Below are 17,698 nucleotides of genomic sequence, written 5' to 3'. Positions count from 1 at the left end.
GTTTCGGTACGAATTAATAGGGAATGATAACGAATCCAACACTGCAAAGGCGTCAGTCTTCACCGCATCGCCTCTCGTCCCCCAAAAGGGTAAAGCTGGACGAGCTGGCAAAGCATCTCGGGCTTTCCAAGAGCACCGTGTCGCGCGCCTTGAACGGGTATCCGGATATTTCTGAGGCCACGCGAAAGCGCGTTGAAGTCACAGCGCGTAAGATGGGGTATCGTCCGCTCAGCCATGCGCAGGCCATCCGAACCGGGCGGGTGCGCGCCATTGCAATGGTGATCAACAGCGAAGAACCAGACCGGCATAATCCGTTTCTTCAGGATTTTCTGGCAGGCGCGTGCGAAGCGGCGAGCGCGTTAGATTGGACAATGACAATCTCCACGGCGAAGTCCGAGAAAGACATGCTTGAAGTACTGGGGCGGCTTGTCGAAGAACGCAAGGCCGATGGGTTCATCCTACCCCGGACCGAGGTCGACGACCCGCGCGTGAAATACCTCAGAGAGCTGGGAGTTCCGTTTATCCTTTATGGACGTACCGGATACGGGCAAGCGGGCGCGCAGCATGACACATCCTGGTTCGATATCTCCGGTGAAACGGCGATCCGGGATGCGGTTGATCGACTCGTCCGCTTTGGCCATACGCGCATCGGCTATGTCGGCAGCGATCCGAAATTCAACTACAGCCATCTGCGCCGCGACGGGTATCTCGAAGGTCTCAAGGCCGCAGGTCTGCCCGCCAATCCTGAGCTGATCCGGGAAGGCGCGCGCACGCGCGAAGAAGGTGCTGTTGAGGCGCGCGCGCTTTTGACATTAGGTCGCCCGCCAACAGCGATCGTGTTTGCAACGGATCTGGCCGCGCTGGGGTGTTATCCGGTCTGCACAGAACTGGGCCTTGAGATCGGGCGCGACGTTTCAATCCTGGGATATGACGGCATACCCGAATGCCAATATGTCAGTCCCGGGCTGACTACCTTCAGCGTGGACTCTCAGCGTGCCGGTGAACGCCTTGCAACCATGTTGATCCGCCAGACTCGCGGTGAAGCACCCGCTGATCTGCGCGAGCTGAGCGAGGCTGTGCTGATCGAGCGCGAATCCGACGGGCCACCGCGGCTGACCCCCGAGGAGCTGGCCCGGAAAATCCAACTTTAGAACGTTCATAACCGGGGAGGAGACCGACTATGAAAATTGCACCTGCAGCATCGCGAATGATGCTTGGAACATCGCTTGCGCTGATACTTACGGCGGCGTCGGCACATGCGGATACGATCCGCTTCTGGACCACCGAAGAACAGCCCGAGCGGCTGGCCAAGCAACAGGAAATGGCCGATCAGTTCAAGGCTGAAACCGGCACCACGGTCGAGGTGATTCCGGTCACCGAAACTGATCTGGGTACCCGCGCCACAGCCGCCTTTGCCGCTGGCGATCTGCCGGATGTGGTCTATCACCCGCTGCAATACGCCCTGCCATGGGCCGAGGCAGGCATTCTGGACACCGAAGCCGCGACCGAAGTGATCGAAGAGCTGGGCGCTGACACATTCGCCCCCGGCGCGCTTGGCATGGCGGCGTTCAACGGTGAAACCGCATCGGTGCCGGTCGATGGTTGGACCCAGATGGTTGTGTATCGCAAGGACCTGTTTGATGAGGCCGGACTTGAGGCCCCGAATTCCTTCGCTAATGTCCTTGCCGCGCTGGAGCAGTTGCACAACCCGCCCGAGTTGTATGGCTTTGTCGCCGCCACCAAGGTGGACGAAAACTTCATGAGCCAGGTGCTGGAGCATGTGTTCCTCGCCAATGGCGTGACGCCGGTGGGTGCGGATGGTTTCCAGCCACTGGATGAGGCCGAAACGACCGAGGTTCTGGATTTCTACAAGGCAATCTCGAAAGCCTCGCCTCCGGGTGAGCTGTTCTGGAAGCAGTCGCGCGAACTGTATTTCGATGGCAAGGCCGCGATGATCATCTGGTCTCCGTTCATTCTGGATGAACTGGCCGGTCTGCGTGACAGCGCCCCGCCCACCATCAACGATGATCCGACCTCGCGCGATCTTGCGTCGAAAACCGGTATCGTGACCAACTTCGCTGGCCCGTCCAATCCGGATGGCGCGGCTTGGGGTGACGTTCGTTACTTTGGCATCACCAACGACGCGGATACCGACGCGGCGATGGAGTTTGTGAAATACGCCATGGATCAGGGCTATACCCAGACGCTGGCCATCGCGCCCGAGGGTAAGTTCCCGGTCCGTCGCGGCAATGCTGACAACCCAACCGCCTTCTCCGAAGCCTGGGCCGAATTGCCCGTCGGTGTCGATCGCAAGGCGCCGTTGGGCGAGCTGTACGATCAGGCGATGATCGACGAGATCGTTGGTGGTCTGGACGTGGCGCAGCGCTGGGGCGTCGCCGAGGGTCAGCTGGCGTTGGCGTCCAAAATGATCAATAGCCAGGCCATCAACCGGGTCGTGCGTCAGTATATCGATGATGAAATTGATGCAGCCGCTGCGGTGGCCGCGATGAACGACGAACTCGCCAAGGTTCAGTAACCTTGTGACATCTGCAGCGGCGAATGCGCCGCTGCACCCAACCCTTCGAGGTATCCCATGACTTCGGCCACCCCACCGACAGGAACCGGGGCGTTAGCCAAACGCGAGGCGCGTCTGGCCTGGACGCTGCTGGCTCCGACCGTGATCAGTGTATCGCTTGTGGTGATCCTGCCCTTGCTGGCGATCATCTGGATCAGCTTCAAACCGTTCACCCTGTCTGACCTGCGCCCGCCTGCACCGGTCGTTCGTGAAAGTCTGCGCGGATCCGGCGACGATCTGCGGATCGAATACCGTCTGCGCAACTCAAGCCAGGAGATCGCCGTTGGCGGCGTCACCCTGACCGATGTTCTGCCAGACGGCGTAACGGCGCGCGAGGTGACAAGCCCCTGCGTTCTGGACGGGCAAAACCTGTTCTGTGATTTTGGAACTCTGGAAGGCGGGCAGCGCGAACGTATCCGCATCCCCGTTACAGTGGACGGTGATCCAGACGCGTTTGAGGACCTGATCGAAGGCTCCGAACCCGACCTGACCGGCAGCGGGCCCAGCGTGCTTACCAACTTTGAATTCAGCCTGGAAAACTTCGCCCGTGTCTTTGACGGTGACGAGTTCTGGGGCGTTCTATGGGTCACGTTGTTCTACACCGTTGTCGGCACCATCGGGGCTTTGGTGATGGGCCTGTTTGCAGCCTTGTTGCTGAACAAAAGCTTCAAAGGACAAGGGTTCATACGCGGCCTCTATCTGTTCCCCTATGTGGCGCCAGTCATCGCTGTGGCCTTCACATGGGTCACCTTGTTCGACCCGTTCTCAGGTTCTGCCAACGCATTGTTGGTGCAGATGGGACTAAGCAGTGAACCGATCAACTTCTTCGGGGAACGCCCTTTGGCGCTGATCATGGTGACAGTGTTCGAGATCTGGCGCTATTTCCCGCTGTCCTTCCTGTTCATTCTGGCGCGGATGCAATCCATCGACTCTAGCATGTATGAAGCAGCGGATATGGATGGAGCCTCACCATTCCAGAAGTTCTGGCTGCTGAGCATCCCGCAACTGCTGGGCATCCTGTCGGTACTATTCCTGCTGCGCTTCATCTGGACGTTCAACAAGTTCGACGACATCTTCCTGCTGACCGGCGGCAACGCGGGTACCCGCACGCTGACGGTGAATGTCTATGAACAGGCCTTTGCGATTTCAAACATCGGCGCAGGCGCGGCGGTGGCTGTAGTAATCCTGCTCTGCCTGATCGCATTCAGCTTCGTCTTCTTCCGCTTCATCAGCCGTGAGGAGGGTTTGTGATGCGCAAAGGGTATATAACCGCGCCGTTGTTGGGCGCGCTCTGGCTGGTGGTGATCGCCACAACTGTCGCCATCACCATGTCATTTTCAACCGGGGCAGCGTTCCGACCTCAGGTCCTGCTCTGCCTGATCTGGGGGGCTCTGGCCGGTCTGATCTATGTCCGCTTCCCGGCGCAGCGCGCACCGGCTCGTCTGGGTATATCCGCGCTGCTGGGCCTGTCCTGCCTGACCGGGTTCGGGCCGGTTCTGATCGGGTCGGACACATCGCTGCAGGCGGTCTTGGTCACCGTGATCGCGATGGCTGTCGTGATGCACCTGTCCATGGCAGCAATCCTGCAAGAGACGCCGTTCGGAGAACTCACGCGTCATGAATACGAAGCGGCGGTGATCCGGTTCTGCACGGGTTTCGGCTATATCTTCTTCACCGCGATTGTGATCATCCCGTTCTATGTGATGGTAATGACCAGCCTGAAATCGCAGCAGGCCCTGTTGCAGAACCCGCTGGATTTCTCGGTCGATCTATCGCAAGGCACCGCGCTGTTTCGCAGCTATACCGAGCTGTTTCGGGATTTCAACTTCGGCACCTATCTGTGGACCTCGCTTTATGTCTCAGTCCTGACGGTGTTCATCACGTTGTTGTTCAGCGTCCCCGGCGCCTATGCGGTGGCACGGTTCCGGTTCCAAGGGCAAAAGGCGTTCTCACGCTCGATCCTGCTGATCTACATGGTGCCAATGATTGTTCTGGCATTGCCGATCTATATCGCATTCTCACTGACCGGGCTGCGCAACTCGATCCTTGGCATCGTCATGATCTACCCGGTCACCACGATCCCGGTCGCGCTGTATATGCTGCAAGGCTATTTCCGTGGCCTGCCGACGGAGGTGGAAGAGGCCGGTCTGATGGATGGGCTGTCGCGGCTGGCGGTGATCTGGAAGATCACCCTGCCACTCAGCTTGCCTGCGCTGGCTTCGGTGTCGCTCTATGTCTTCATGATCGCGTGGAATGAGTTCCTGCTGGCCTTCATGCTGCTGGACGACCCGTCGAAATTCACCCTGACCCGAGGCGTCACGATGCTGAATTCCTCGGAAATTCCCCGACAGCATCTGATGGCCGGTGCGGTGATCGCCACCGTTCCGATCATGGCGCTGTTCCTGGGACTTGAACGTTTCATGACCAAGGGCCTGACTGCGGGGTCCGTCAAAGGATGACTGAGATGAACCAACATACAAACCCCGACCGCGAGGCGCGCAACATACTGGTTGCCAATGATCGCGGCGGCTACACCATCCCGACCGAGGGGCTGTACCCCTATCAATGGAACTGGGACAGCGCGATTGCGGCGCTTGGCTTTGCCGAGTTCGACATAGACCGGGCATGGGTCGAACTGGAAACACTGTTCTCAGGCCAGTGGGACGATGGACTGGTGCCGCACATCCTGTTCCACAAACAGGATGACGGATATTTCCCTGGTCCGGATGTCTGGGGCGGCCATGGGCCGATCCCGTCCTCTGGCATCATTCAGCCCCCAGTGGCTGCAACTGTGGCGCGGAAGATCTGGGAAAAAGATGGCGATGCGGGCGCGGACCACGTTCGTGCTCTCTTCCAGTCTCTGCTGGCGTGGCATCGCTGGATCATGAGATGGCGACTCGACGAACACGGCGCGGTTTGCACCACACATCCGTGGGAAGCTGGCCGGGATAACGCGCCCGACTGGGACAAGGCGATGAAAGGCGTCGACCCCACAGGCGTTGGAGACTATCAGCGGCGTGACACAAGCCACGTCAACAGCGCCGATCGACCGACCAAGTACGACTATGATCGGTATATCAAACTGGTTCAGATCGGGTGCCAGGTCGGCTGGGATCAGCAGAAACTGCTGGGCCTGAACCCATTCCGGGTCGCCGATCCCACTATGACGTTCATCACCCTGCGCGCCGCGCGCGATCTGCTCGTGATCAGCGAAAGGCTTGGTATTGCGGCGGATGGGCTAAGCGATGACATTCAGAAGCTCAACGCCGGCGCTCGATCATTGTGGAACGAAACGCTGAACTCGTTCGACTCGCGCGATGCGCTGACTGGTGAATGGGCAGGAAGCGTCTCTAACGCGTCGTATCTTTGCTGGTATGCGGGCCTCGATTCACAGCCCATGCTGGAACGGTTGCAGGCGGCGCTTGCGAATGTGCCATATCCGGTTCCCAGCTATGACCCAGCGATGCCCAACTTCGACCAGCGCAGGTATTGGAGAGGCCCAACATGGGGTTTCATGAACATGCTGATTGGGTTCGGACTGGCTGACATGGGGCACCTGTCAGAAGCCGAAGCACTACGTCTGAAAACCGCGCAGCTGATCGCAACGAACGGCTTCGCGGAATATTACGATCCACTCACCGGTAGCCCCGCCGGAGGAAATTCATTCACCTGGACTGCGGCTGTCTGGCTGCACTGGGCAGGGAGGAACTAATGGGCAGCATCGAACTAAAATCAGTCGAAAAATGGTTCGGCACGGCTCAGGTCATCAAAGGTGTCGACCTTAAGATCGAAGAGGGCGAGTTCATTGTCTTCGTGGGCCCGTCCGGCTGCGGAAAATCCACGCTGCTGCGCATGATTGGCGGGCTTGAAGACATCTCGCGTGGCTCGCTTTTGATCAATGACAGCGACGTCACGGACCATCCGCCGTCCAAGCGGGGGCTGACAATGGTCTTTCAATCCTACGCGCTTTATCCGCACCTTACGGTCGCTGAAAACATGGGCTTCTCGCTAAAGGTGGCCGGGGTCCCGAAGGCTGAGATCGCTGAGCAGGTCAACAAAGCCGCCGAAGTACTGAAGCTGGGCCCCTTCCTGGAACGTCGGCCCAAGGACTTGTCCGGCGGTCAGCGTCAACGCGTCGCCATTGGCCGGTCCATCGTACGTGATCCGACGGCGTTTCTGTTCGACGAGCCTCTCTCAAACCTCGACGCAGCCCTTCGGGTCGAAATGCGGTATGAGATTGCAAAGCTCCACCAAAACCTGAAGCGGACGATGATCTATGTGACGCACGATCAGGTCGAAGCGATGACCTTAGCTGATCGCATCGTCGTGCTGGAATACGGTAAAATCGCGCAAGTCGGCACCCCGCGAGAGCTTTATGAACGCCCGGCCAATCTGTTTGTGGCGCAGTTCATCGGCAGTCCGAAAATGAACATACTACCCTGCACTGCTCAAGACGGTAGCTACACTCTGGACCGTGGCAGAGGTGGCAGTTTTTCTGGGTCTGGAATTGCCAACAGGCTTGGCATCCGACCCGAACACATCGAAGTGGTCGCGGCAGGAGACGGCCAAAGCGATGGCGTCATAGAAGTGATCGAATACCTCGGGGCAGACACGTTCCTGATCGTGGATTGCGGTACGGAAGAGAAAGTGACCGTTCGCCTGAACGGGGACACAGACCTCAAACCGGGGGCAAATATTGGCCTGCAATTCCCGACTGATATGTTGCACTTCTTCGACGAAAACGGCGACGCGCTGAGTCTGGAATAAATTCGGCTGACCTTCTGCTTGAAGCTGTTCAGTCAGTTCAAATGAATGGGTCACACCTCGACCGTAATGAAAAGCCGAGATGCCCCTGAACCACAACAATTGCTGGCCCACACCCTGTGCGGCCAGCACCCTCGCAACATTTTCCTAATGATATCAGTCAGGCTGGCGACCCCGGCAGGATTCGAACCTGCAACCTGCCCCTTAGGAGGGATGCGTTCATAGCGCTATTCCTTTTGTGATTTCTTACTGTTGGGTGCTTGTACAGTGTCATCCTGTACGTGGTTTGTACGAAAACGGGCCCTAATGTCGGCCTCATCGGTCTCTGCGTGGGCATAAATCCGCATGGGCAAATTGGGGTCTGACCAACGTCCAGCCTTGGCTGCTGTGACGGGATCGACGCCCTGACGGACAACAAGCTCCGTGAAGAACCCGTGCCGCCCTGCCGGGTGGGCTGAAAGGTACGAGATGCCCGCGCGTTTGCAGATCGTCTTCCAGCGCGTGTTGTAACCGGTGGAGCTCCCATAGCCGAAGATGCGCGCCTTCATGAGCTTGCCGGTCTTGCGGTTCTTGGGACGTTTGGGAGGCAGCGCGAGTAGCTCGTCCATCATCTGAGGCGAAACGGTGATCCAGCTTTCCGGATGCCCCTTCTGAGCTTTCACGCGGACTTTGTTTTCGTGCGGCCTTAGGTCATCGGGCTCCAAGGACACGGCTTGATCAATCCTTGCAGCCGTCTCAAACATAAAACGCACCAGTGCGGCATTGTATGGGTCGGCGGCACGACAAAATGCCTCGATCCATTCCTTATCAGCTGGTGTGCGCTCGACGCGGCTGAGCTTCCCTCGCCGCTTGTCCTGAGCGATCCGCTCGAACTTGTCGTAGGGTTTCACGCGGATCAGCGGCGTGCCTTCCAGCTCATGCGCGTTGTTGATCACCGCACTCGCGGGCGTCACGATCTCGCGCCACCAGGTATCCGTCGACGCTTTGGGTTTCAGCTTCGGCCCAAGGCTTTTCAGTAACGCGCCAGATATCGCACCTAACGACAGGTCGCCGATCACTTCGACAATCGGGATCAACTGCTTCGCCGCCTTCGGGGACGCGTTGTAGAGCATGATTGCATCAGAGAACGTCTTGCTCGGTTCGTCGCCCACGACATAGCGACGGATCTGACGTTCGGTCTCATGGTTTATCCAGTCCCGTGCGCCCTCTTCTGTAGATGCCTTAGTGCTTCGCCGGTATGGGCCGGCGATTGGCCTGCCGTTGTATTCGATCCACCCCTTGGCCCAGTAGACACGGCCCCTCTTGTAAATTTGGAGCGGCATGACTGGCCTCCTTCAAAAATCGTATCAATCTGCGCGGGCGTGATCAGCATGGTTCGCCCAAGGCGATAAAATGCACCCGTCTCATTGGCGCGTTCACGCAACGTGCGTTCTGAAATATCGATCCCCATCCCGGCCATAACTTCGACCCACTGCGCGGGTGTTTTCCCGAGCCCCAGGATCTGCGAGCTGTCTGAATAGTTGGTCTCTGCCATTTCACTCGTCCTTGTCCACTTAAGTTGAGTCAGCGACACGCATGGAATCGCTTGTTCTGCACCTTCTGACGTGGTCAGATGTGATTAACTGTAAATGTTCGTCATTTTTTGCAAAGTTCGCGAATTTCGACGAAGTAGTCAATTGGAAAATTCAGATGCCGCAGAAACATGCTGATCTTTTTGCTGCAATGGGTGCTCGTCTCACCATTGCTCGCAATGAAATCGGCTTCTCACAAGCGGCCATGGCGGAAGCTATCGGTGTCTCACCGCGCGCGTATCACAGCTACGAAAAGGGCCAGCGCGGAATGCCTGTAGAGGCCTTGGTCGCGATGGGTGAGCGGTTCGAGGTGGACGTGCCCTGGCTACTTCTGGGCACCAAATCCATTCGGGCGGGGCATGACTTCGAAGCCCTCAAACACATTGAAAGCTCGCTGGATCAGCACCTCACCGATGAGGGCATAAGAATCAAAAGTGAAAAGCGCGGGGCCATCGTCACCCGTTGGTATCAATCGCATGTCGAAGGTCGCGAAGTGACGGATGACGACGTGCACACATGGATCGAGCTGGTAAGGGAGTAATCTGGTGAACAAGGCAAGCAAACGCTGGAACATGTTGCGGCACTCAGTCTTGGAGCGTACCCGCCGAGAGGTGATCGAACCCTTTGGGCCGCTTTACATAATCTTGCTTGGAACCAGCGTCTTCTATTTGATTGGTTTGGGCCAACTATCGTTGGCGCAACAGCCTGCCGAATACTCGGTGTTTGCTGCCATCCTGATTTTTGCGATCGCCGCAGCTGGCTTGGCGCTTCCATTTTTGACAGGTGCGGTACTGACCCTACGCGCGGCCGATCGAAAACTGGAACGTCTTCAACGCGGGTGATGCGATGGCCTTCGGTATCTTCATCCATCGCAGCGACTCGGTCTACGAAGACATTCCCTCGGAGCGGTATCAATTTCCAAAGCAATACCTCTCGCGTGCCCAACAGTGCGAAGGGGACTGGATCGTCTACCTGGAGCCAAGCAAGGTCAAAGAGACCAAAGGCTATTTTGCTGTCGCTAAGGTCCAGGAGATCATTCCGGATCCTAGGAAACCGGAAATGTTCTTGGCGGTGATTAAGCCGGGGACCTATCTTGATTTCGGCGACCCTGTTTCATTCCGAGACGAGAATTCAGTCATCGAAAGCGGATTGCTGAACGATCAAGGCAAGATATCTGGACGCGCGCAAGCTGCGGTAAGAACCCTTTCAGCTGAAGACTTTGCCCGAATTGTCGAACGTGGTCTTGGACGGGACGAGGACATCCTGCCTCGCGTTGGTGACTCGATGCAGCTGCCAGGTTTTCAAGACGCGCAAACACCTTTCCGACACATGCCCGCACGGGAACGCGTCAACCAACTGACCAACCGGGCGGTTCGCGATCGTAATTTCAGAAAGAACGTCCTGCGCGCCTACGGCGAGCGCTGCGCCATCACTGGTTTACGTCTGATAAATGGCGGTGGCCGAGCTGAAGTGGAAGCCGCTCACATCAGACCTGTAGAGCATGACGGACCCGACATCGTCAGCAACGGGCTCGCCCTGTCCGGAACCGCGCACTGGATGTTTGATCGCGGTCTCGTTGGTTTAGCTGACGACGTGACAATTCTGGTTTCCCGTCAGAGCAACGACATCGAAGCCGTGACGTCGATGATTAACTCGTCCGGCAAGATCTTGGTGCCGGACCGCCTCGCCAACCGGCCAAGGGCAGAGTTTGTAACCTGGCACAGAGAGAACTGTTTCAAGCATTAACGATACTCAGTGCGGACCTTGGTGCAAAACGCAGCTAACGGCCGGAAAGAGCCCAAACTCACCAATGCTGCGGCCAGGATCAAGGGACGTGAACTGGTGTGAAGCTGCCATTCGAACTTGCTGGCCATGGGTGGGTGAGCGAGAGATTGCGGTCCGTTTAATCCCATAAAAGCTTCTCTCGGCGGCAATCAACTTGGGGCAGGAAAAGCCTGCCTTCGATACCATTCGCCCAAAATCGAAGCGAGATGGACGCAGAGCATAAGGGCGAAATACGACGTTTCGCTCGGCTCTGAGGCTCCGAAAGCGTGGGGTTTGACTCCTGCGCTGTCAAAAGAATCCTTGACCAGTTCCAGTATCAGCACTAGTTGAAATGAAATGACGTTTTGTCTAATGAAACGTTAAGGCAAAAGATGATGGGATCGCCCATGTCGCGGACCCGCAAGCCAACCAACAGTTAGGGAGGAGCCTGACATGACGAAAGATAACGGAAAATTGACGCTCACTGCGGGTCTCGTAGCCGGTAGTCTGGTCATTGCCACGTCTGCCTTCGCCGAAGGCGAGGTGGTGTTTTCGTCCTGGGGAGGTTCATTCCAAGATGCGCTTCGGGAGTCCATGCTGGACCCAGCGGCGAAAAAGCTGGGTCTTACCATCAAAGAAGACACGACAAACGGCATTCAAGACGTGCGTGCGCAGATCACTGCGGGTGCGGTTGCTTGGGACATTACCGAACAGGCGTTGTCCGACTGTGCCCGTTTGAAGCAGGAGGGGGCGCTGGAACCCATCGACTATGGCGTGGTCTCGACCGATGGCATGCCGTCCAGCCTTGTGGACAGCGAGTGGGTTGGCATGCTGACCTATTCACTGGTCATCGGCTGGCAAGCAGAGAAGTTTGGTGAGAACGGCCCACAGTCCTGGGCGGATTTCTGGAACACCGAAGCCTACCCTGGGACACGCGCGATGTTCAACTCGGTGTCGCATGCGCTGGAGGCGGCATTGATGGCGGATGGTGTCGACCCGGCGGATGTAAACACCGCTCTGCGGAGTGAAGGCGGCGTAGACCGGGCCTTTGCCAAGCTTGAGGAGATCGCGCCCGATATCACGGTCTGGTATCGGGGAGGCTCGCAAGCGGCGCAGTTGATGGCAGATGAAGAGATTGACTTCATTCATATCGGCAACGGCCGCGCAGAAGCGCTGAATGCCGATGCAATAACGGTTGGGTATACCTGGAACCAGGCCACGACCGACGCGGATTGCCTGTTGGTACCCAAGGGCGCGCCAAATCGCGAAAACGCCATGCGGGTTCTCAATGAGATGCTGTCGGCCGAAGCGCAGGCGCGCATGGCGGTGGCCATCTCCTACGGCCCTGTCAATGCGCATGCATTTGAAACCGGGCTGATCTCGCCCGAACTGGCAGCCAAAAACAATGCCGCCCCTGACAATATGAAGACCCAGGTGGTTATTGACGCAAGCTTCTACGTCGAAAACTTCGCAGAACTGCAAGAGCGGTTTGACACTCTGGTTCAGCAGTAGGCCCAAATTGATGCGCTCCAGTCCTTCATCCGATCCGGCAGAACCTTTGAACGTCCTTTTCGTTCATGGCTGGGCGTGCGGGTGGCAGGATTGGAGCGGTGTCTCCCCGCTCCTTCCAGACAGTGCCCACATTGGGCTTGCGAAGCTTCCGGGATGCCCCGATGCCGTGCCGCTGGGGGGAGCGATCAGTCTCAGCGACTGCGCGGCCCATGTGATTGCCCAGGCAAATGATCTGGGTTTTGATCGCTTTGCCCTTGTCGGGCACAGCATGGGTGCCCGGATTGCCATCGAACTGGCTGCGACTTGGCCAGGACGCGTCTCTCATCTTCTTTTGCTGGATGGCAGCAACGTTCCTGAAGACCCCGAAGAAGCCGTTGCGCGTCTGGCAGAGCAGCTTGCGCAGCTTGGTCAGAAAGGATGGGCGGAGGCGGCAGTCGGTGGGATGATGGTCAACAACCTCGATCCAGATCAAAAACGTGATATTGTGAACCGGGCTGCGCAATATCCGGCAGACGTTTTGAAGGCGTATTACCATGCGATGGCTGCATGGGATCGCGATAAATTTGTTCCGGCCATCGACCGGCTCACCTGCCCGGTCACAATCCTGCAATCAACGTCGCTGGACGAACACGAAGTTCGCCGATCGGCGACGACCCACCCCGCATCGCTTTGGCTGGATGCCTTGCGCGCGCGGGTTCCCGGGGCGGTGATCAAGTTGGTGCCGAATACCGGCCATTTCATCATGTACGAACGGCCGCAACTGATCGCCGACTGGGTGGAAGAGACATTGCAAGTCAACCACGGCGTTCACCACGAAAAACCCAACCAAATAACGAGAGAATATCAAGGGAGAAACTGACATGAAAAAAGTAGAGAGAAAACTGTCGCTTGCGACCAGCCTCGTTGCCGGCAGCCTGGCAATGGCTGCGCCAGCCTTCGCCGAGGGCGAGGTGGTGTTTGCATCCTGGGGCGGGTCCTTTCAGGACGCATTGCGCAGCGCCATGCTGGAACCTGCCGCCGGCGCGCTGAATGTCACGGTCAAGGAAGATACCACAAACGGTATTCAGGACGTGCGCGCACAGATCACAGCGGGTGCCGTCGCCTGGGATGTGACCGAGCAGGACTTGCCCTCGTGTGAAACACTCAGCCGTGAGGGCAGCCTTGAGCCGATTGATTACTCGATTGTCGACACAACGGGCATCCCCGAAGAGCTGATCCACGAAAACTATATCGGCTTCATCAACTTCACCAAGGTGATTGCGTATCGCAAGGATGCCTTTGGCGACAATGGTCCGTCCAACTGGGCAGAGTTTTGGGATCTGGAAAACTTCCCAGGCAAGCGCGGCATGCACGGCAAGGTGAACTACAACCTTGAGGCCGCCCTTATGGCCGACGGTGTGCCGATGGCCGATATCTACGACACATTGGCCACGGACGAAGGCAAAGCGCGCGCCTGGGCCAAACTGGGAGAGATCGCACCAGAGGTCACCGTTTGGTATCGTGGCGGGTCGCAGTCCGCGCAGCTGCTGCGTGATGGAGAGGTGGACGTGATCCACATGGGCCATAACCGCGTGGAAAGCGTGATCGCATCCGGCATTGAAGTCGCCTATGCCTTCGATGGAGGGACGATGGATGTCGACTGTCTGCTGGTGCCCAAAGGTGCCCCGAACAAAGACAACGCCATGCGCCTGATCAATGAGCTGCTGAGTGCCGAAGCGCAGGCACGGCTGGCGGTCACGATGCCGCTGGGCCCGGTGAACACCGGTGCGTTTGACACTGGTATTATCTCGGGAGAAATGGCGGTTAAGGTCAACACCCATCCCGACAACTACGGCAAGCAGCTTCTGGTCGATCCGAACTTCTACATCGGCCAGCTGGGTGAGTTGACTGAAGAGTTCGACACTCTGATCCAGCAATAATCCATCTGGGCGCAGCGCATTTGGCACTGCGCCCACTTTTCAAGTCAGGAGCTAGCATGTCCTCTGCCACCCAATCCCTTCCCATCGACATATCCAGCCTGTGCAAAGCCTACGGATCAGTCAAAGCGCTCGATGATGTATCGCTGAATATCGCTGCAGGCGAATTTCTGACACTGCTTGGGCCGTCGGGCTCCGGCAAAACGACGCTCCTGATGGCGCTGGCCGGATTTGTGCGTCCTGATGGCGGGTCGATTCGGTTTGGCGAACGCGAAATGATTGCAACGCCGCCGCACAAACGCGGCCTTGGCATGGTTTTTCAAAGCTATGCGTTGTTTCCATTCATGACGGTGGCTGAAAACGTAGCCTATCCGTTGAAAATCCGCGGAGTTTCCAAAAGCGATCAAAAGACCCGCGCCGAGCGTGCGCTGGATACCGTACAGCTGGGCGGCTATGGGGATCGGCGCATCACCCAATTGTCCGGCGGCCAAAGACAGCGTGTGGCTCTGGCCCGCGCCATGGTTTTCGAGCCGCAGATCATCCTGATGGATGAACCCCTGTCCGCGCTCGACAAAAAGCTGCGCGAGCACATGCAGATTGAATTGAAGGCGCTCCATCAAAAATTGGATGCAACCATTGTCTATGTAACCCATGACCAGCGCGAAGCCCTGACGATGTCGGATCGCATTGCGGTGGTCAATCATGGGCGGATCGAGCAGGTCGAGACCCCTGAGCGGCTGTATCGCCAGCCTCACAGCTTCTTTGTGGCGGATTTTATCGGTGAATCCATTTCGGCGCCGGTGAACGTGGCCAATAATACGGCGCATCTTGGCGAACGCGTGCTGAAATCCGATTTGCCTATTGCTCCGGGGAGCGGCGGCCATCGCCTGGTGATCCGGCCTGAGCTGCTGGAGGTCACCTCAGGTGCTGTGCCTGAAACAGCCAATGATTTGTCCGGCCGGGTCGACGCCATCATTTATCAAGGCGACAGCGTGCTGGTTATCGTTCAGCACGACAGCGCAGGCCAGATCAATGTGCGCGTCCCTGCCAATCGCGCGGGCCAGACGGGTCTGCCTTCCAAGGGAGAGAAAATTGGCCTGGCCCTGCATCCCGAAGACACGATCATCGTACCGGAGAATGTATCATGAGCATCGCCGAGTCCTTTGGGGCCGCTCAGACGCTTCGGAACGCAAGCACGCTCAAATCCGAAGAGCGCCGTGAACGCCTGACGTTTTTGGGGCTTTCGATGCCCGCGGTTCTCGCAATTCTGATTGTCGTGTTTCTGCCGATTTTCTGGCTGTCTTCGCTCTCATTTTACAATGCGGCGGGTGAGTTGAGCACGGAAAACTATGCGCGTATCTTTGAAAGTGCTTTGTATCGGCGGACCTTTGTTGTCACCTTTCAGATCAGCATCGCCGTGACGGTGATTTGTGTCCTGCTCGGATATCCGCTGTGTTACTGGCTGACCAGGATGCCGAACAGAACGGCTGCCATTTTAATGGTTTTCGTGCTGGTCCCGTTCTGGACGTCGGTTCTGGTGCGGACCTACGCCTGGCTGGTGCTGTTGCAGCGCAATGGCATCATCAATTCGTCGCTGATGTCGCTTGGCATCATCGAGGAACCGCTGCAACTGGCGCACAACCTCACGGGATCAATCATTGGCATGGTACATATCATGCTGCCGTTTCTGGTTTTGCCGCTTTACGCCACCATGCGCAACATCGACACCGACCTGGTTCGGGCCGCCGTTGGGCTTGGCTCCAGCCCGCGCGGCGCATTCTGGCGGGTGTTTTTCCCGATGTCCTTGCCGGGCCTTTTTGCCGGCATCGTGCTGGTCTTCATCCTGTCACTTGGGTTCTTCGTCACACCTGCTTTGCTGGGCGGTGGCCGGGTGCAGATGCTGGCGCAGCGGATCGAAAGCACGATCACAGTCTATTCCAATTGGGGGGCTGCATCCGCCCTGGGCGTTGTCCTGTTGCTGCTGGCACTGGCGATGATCTGGCTGATGAACCGTGTGTTCGGTCTCGACAAACTCTTCATGCGCTAAGGATCTGAGAATGGAACAAGTCGGACAACGTAAAATTGACGGTCTGTGGCTGACGGTGGTCGGTATCGCGGTGCTGTTCTTTCTGATCCTGCCCACGCTGATCGTGATCCCGATGTCGTTTTCGGGGGCCTCATTTCTGGAGTTCCCGCCGACGTCGTTCTCGTTCCGCTGGTACACGGCCTATTTCACCTCTGCGGAATGGATGAGCGCCACGAAGACCTCTCTGATCGCGGCAGTGTTGACCACGGCGATCGCGACGCCTTTAGGCTCTCTTTGTGCCTATGGGCTGCATTGCTCCACCCCACGGATCAGGAACACTGCGCAGATCCTCGTGATCATGCCCATTGTCGTGCCGGTGATCCTGATCGCCGTCGGCGTGTTCAGCCTTTATGCCAAGCTGGGGCTCAATTACACACTGACCGGTATTGTGATCGCCCATACCGCGCTGGCCCTGCCGTTTGTAATCGTGACCGTGATGTCGGGCTTGCAGAACTATGACTTCGATCAGGAACTGGCGGCGCGCAGCCTGGGTGCGTCCCGAGCTTACGCGCTGTGGACAATAACAGTACCCCAAGTCAAATTCTCGATCCAGACCGGGGCCTTTCTGGCCTTCATCACATCGCTGGATGAGGTGGTGATTTCGATGCTGGTCTCGGGCGGGGAAAATGCCACAATTACCCGCCGCATGTTCAATTCACTGCGCGATCAGCTTGATCCGACCATTGCCGCGATTTCCACCTGCCTGATTTTCGTATCAATCACGGCGCTCATCGGCGTTCAGTTGATTGGCCGCAACAAGAATGCTGACAAATGATGGGCTCTTTATATCACACCAATCTCGGCCCGGATCTGGCGGGCGGCATCAAGCACCGCAGCGCGATAGCCTTCGACAGCGGTTTCATTGAAGCGAACGCGCAGACCCGACAGGCTGACGGCACCCAGCAGCTCGCCCTCAGGCCCAAGAACCGGAACAGACAACCCGGCAACGTCCGGATCACGTTCACCAAGGCTGAGATAATACCCGGCCTTGCGGATGCTGCTGGCCTTTTTGCCATGCCCGATGGAATAGGCATCCAGCACCCGGCCCGACGAGCCAGTGCTCAGCGGAATTATCTCGCCCTCCTGGATATGATCCCGCGCAAGCCTGGGCGAATTGACACGGTAGAGGCAAACGCCGGAGTTGCCGCGTTGCACGTAAAACGACGCGCTTTCCCCCGTCGCATTCACCAGGTTCGCCAGCACCGGGCGCACAATAGGCCCCATGCGCAGATTCTGGCGAAATACGGATCCAAGACGCCACAAAGACGGCCCCAGATGAAACAGCCCTTCGGCGTCGCGCGTGATATGGCCAAATTTCTCAAGCGAGACGCTCAGACGCAGGATTGTCGCTTTGTTGACACCACTGCGGTCCGCGACCTCTTTCAGAGAAAGCCCCGCATCTCCGGGCTCAAAGCTGTCCAGAACACGCAATGCACGTTCAACCGCTTCGACACCACCATTCGTGTCGGGGGTTCGGGGCTTGTCGGGCATGGGCAGACCTTTCGACGCA

Annotated in this window: 17 protein-coding genes; 15 read left to right on the top strand and 2 right to left on the bottom strand. The window is 57.7% G+C overall.

Features of this window, described 5'->3' with window-relative positions; all coding sequences use genetic code 11:
* The first annotated feature begins 23 nt into the window (after window positions 1–23).
* The 6 genes from ACR0NF_RS10095 to ACR0NF_RS10070 are packed head-to-tail and all read left to right on the top strand — an operon-like array spanning window position 24 to window position 7,342.
* Window positions 24–1,151 carry a LacI family DNA-binding transcriptional regulator gene (locus tag ACR0NF_RS10095; RefSeq protein ID WP_480778181.1) on the top strand — a complete coding sequence of 376 codons (1,128 nt, stop codon included), beginning with the start codon at window positions 24–26 and terminating at the stop codon, window positions 1,149–1,151.
* 29 nt (window positions 1,152–1,180) lie between these two features.
* Window positions 1,181–2,536 carry an ABC transporter substrate-binding protein gene (locus ACR0NF_RS10090; protein ID WP_480778180.1) on the top strand — a complete coding sequence of 452 codons (1,356 nt, stop codon included), beginning with the start codon at window positions 1,181–1,183 and terminating at the stop codon, window positions 2,534–2,536.
* A 57-nt stretch (window positions 2,537–2,593) separates the two neighbouring features.
* A complete protein-coding gene (locus tag ACR0NF_RS10085) occupies window positions 2,594–3,826 on the top strand; it encodes a carbohydrate ABC transporter permease (RefSeq protein ID WP_480660189.1) in 1,233 nt (410 codons plus the stop codon).
* Entirely contained in the window at window positions 3,826–5,034 is a 1,209-nt protein-coding gene (locus ACR0NF_RS10080; RefSeq protein ID WP_480778179.1) for a carbohydrate ABC transporter permease, read from the top strand. Before ACR0NF_RS10085 ends, ACR0NF_RS10080 begins: the two co-directional genes overlap by 1 nt.
* Window positions 5,035–5,039: 5 nt before the next feature.
* On the top strand, window positions 5,040–6,287 hold the full coding sequence (locus ACR0NF_RS10075) for an MGH1-like glycoside hydrolase domain-containing protein (RefSeq protein ID WP_480778178.1): 1,248 nt from the start codon (window positions 5,040–5,042) through the stop codon (window positions 6,285–6,287).
* Window positions 6,287–7,342: an ABC transporter ATP-binding protein gene (locus tag ACR0NF_RS10070; RefSeq protein ID WP_480471411.1), complete on the top strand. Its 1,056-nt coding sequence runs from the start codon at window positions 6,287–6,289 to the stop codon at window positions 7,340–7,342. The genes ACR0NF_RS10075 and ACR0NF_RS10070 overlap by 1 nt, the downstream gene beginning before the upstream one ends.
* Window positions 7,343–7,566: 224 nt before the next feature.
* On the opposite strand, the gene ACR0NF_RS10065 is transcribed toward ACR0NF_RS10070, so the two are convergent.
* Window positions 7,567–8,661, bottom strand: a complete 1,095-nt coding sequence (locus ACR0NF_RS10065) for a tyrosine-type recombinase/integrase (protein WP_170361263.1) — start codon at window positions 8,659–8,661, stop codon at window positions 7,567–7,569.
* Between the two features lie 367 nt (window positions 8,662–9,028).
* Between ACR0NF_RS10065 and ACR0NF_RS10060 the strand changes: the two genes are divergently transcribed.
* From ACR0NF_RS10060 to ACR0NF_RS10020, 9 genes are all read left to right on the top strand, one after another.
* Window positions 9,029–9,451 (top strand): helix-turn-helix domain-containing protein, encoded by a 423-nt coding sequence (locus ACR0NF_RS10060; protein ID WP_170361359.1) that lies wholly within the window; start codon window positions 9,029–9,031, stop codon window positions 9,449–9,451.
* 70 nt (window positions 9,452–9,521) lie between these two features.
* On the top strand, window positions 9,522–9,752 hold the full coding sequence (locus ACR0NF_RS10055; protein ID WP_170433635.1) for a hypothetical protein: 231 nt from the start codon (window positions 9,522–9,524) through the stop codon (window positions 9,750–9,752).
* A 4-nt stretch (window positions 9,753–9,756) separates the two neighbouring features.
* Window positions 9,757–10,656: an HNH endonuclease gene (locus tag ACR0NF_RS10050; protein WP_170361259.1), complete on the top strand. Its 900-nt coding sequence runs from the start codon at window positions 9,757–9,759 to the stop codon at window positions 10,654–10,656.
* A 471-nt stretch (window positions 10,657–11,127) separates the two neighbouring features.
* Window positions 11,128–12,186 (top strand): ABC transporter substrate-binding protein, encoded by a 1,059-nt coding sequence (locus tag ACR0NF_RS10045; protein ID WP_170361257.1) that lies wholly within the window; start codon window positions 11,128–11,130, stop codon window positions 12,184–12,186.
* 10 nt (window positions 12,187–12,196) lie between these two features.
* Complete coding sequence (locus ACR0NF_RS10040) at window positions 12,197–13,045, top strand: alpha/beta fold hydrolase (RefSeq protein ID WP_170361255.1); 849 nt, start codon at window positions 12,197–12,199, stop codon at window positions 13,043–13,045.
* A gap of 1 nt (window position 13,046) precedes the next feature.
* Window positions 13,047–14,105 (top strand): ABC transporter substrate-binding protein, encoded by a 1,059-nt coding sequence (locus ACR0NF_RS10035; RefSeq protein ID WP_170361253.1) that lies wholly within the window; start codon window positions 13,047–13,049, stop codon window positions 14,103–14,105.
* A 56-nt stretch (window positions 14,106–14,161) separates the two neighbouring features.
* On the top strand, window positions 14,162–15,250 hold the full coding sequence (locus ACR0NF_RS10030; RefSeq protein ID WP_170361251.1) for an ABC transporter ATP-binding protein: 1,089 nt from the start codon (window positions 14,162–14,164) through the stop codon (window positions 15,248–15,250).
* Window positions 15,247–16,149: an ABC transporter permease gene (locus ACR0NF_RS10025; protein ID WP_170361249.1), complete on the top strand. Its 903-nt coding sequence runs from the start codon at window positions 15,247–15,249 to the stop codon at window positions 16,147–16,149. The genes ACR0NF_RS10030 and ACR0NF_RS10025 overlap by 4 nt, the downstream gene beginning before the upstream one ends.
* Before the next feature lie 10 nt (window positions 16,150–16,159).
* Window positions 16,160–16,963 (top strand): ABC transporter permease, encoded by an 804-nt coding sequence (locus ACR0NF_RS10020; RefSeq protein ID WP_170361248.1) that lies wholly within the window; start codon window positions 16,160–16,162, stop codon window positions 16,961–16,963.
* Window positions 16,964–16,971: 8 nt separating this feature from the next.
* Here ACR0NF_RS10020 and ACR0NF_RS10015 read toward each other — a convergent pair whose 3' ends face one another.
* Complete coding sequence (locus tag ACR0NF_RS10015) at window positions 16,972–17,679, bottom strand: IclR family transcriptional regulator (RefSeq protein WP_170361245.1); 708 nt, start codon at window positions 17,677–17,679, stop codon at window positions 16,972–16,974.
* Window positions 17,680–17,698 lie beyond the last annotated feature (19 nt).

It is taken from the genome of Ruegeria sp. CF4, from assembly GCF_056537345.1.
Note: the sequence above shows the minus strand (reverse complement) of the source record. Positions and strands in the feature narration are given on the sequence as shown.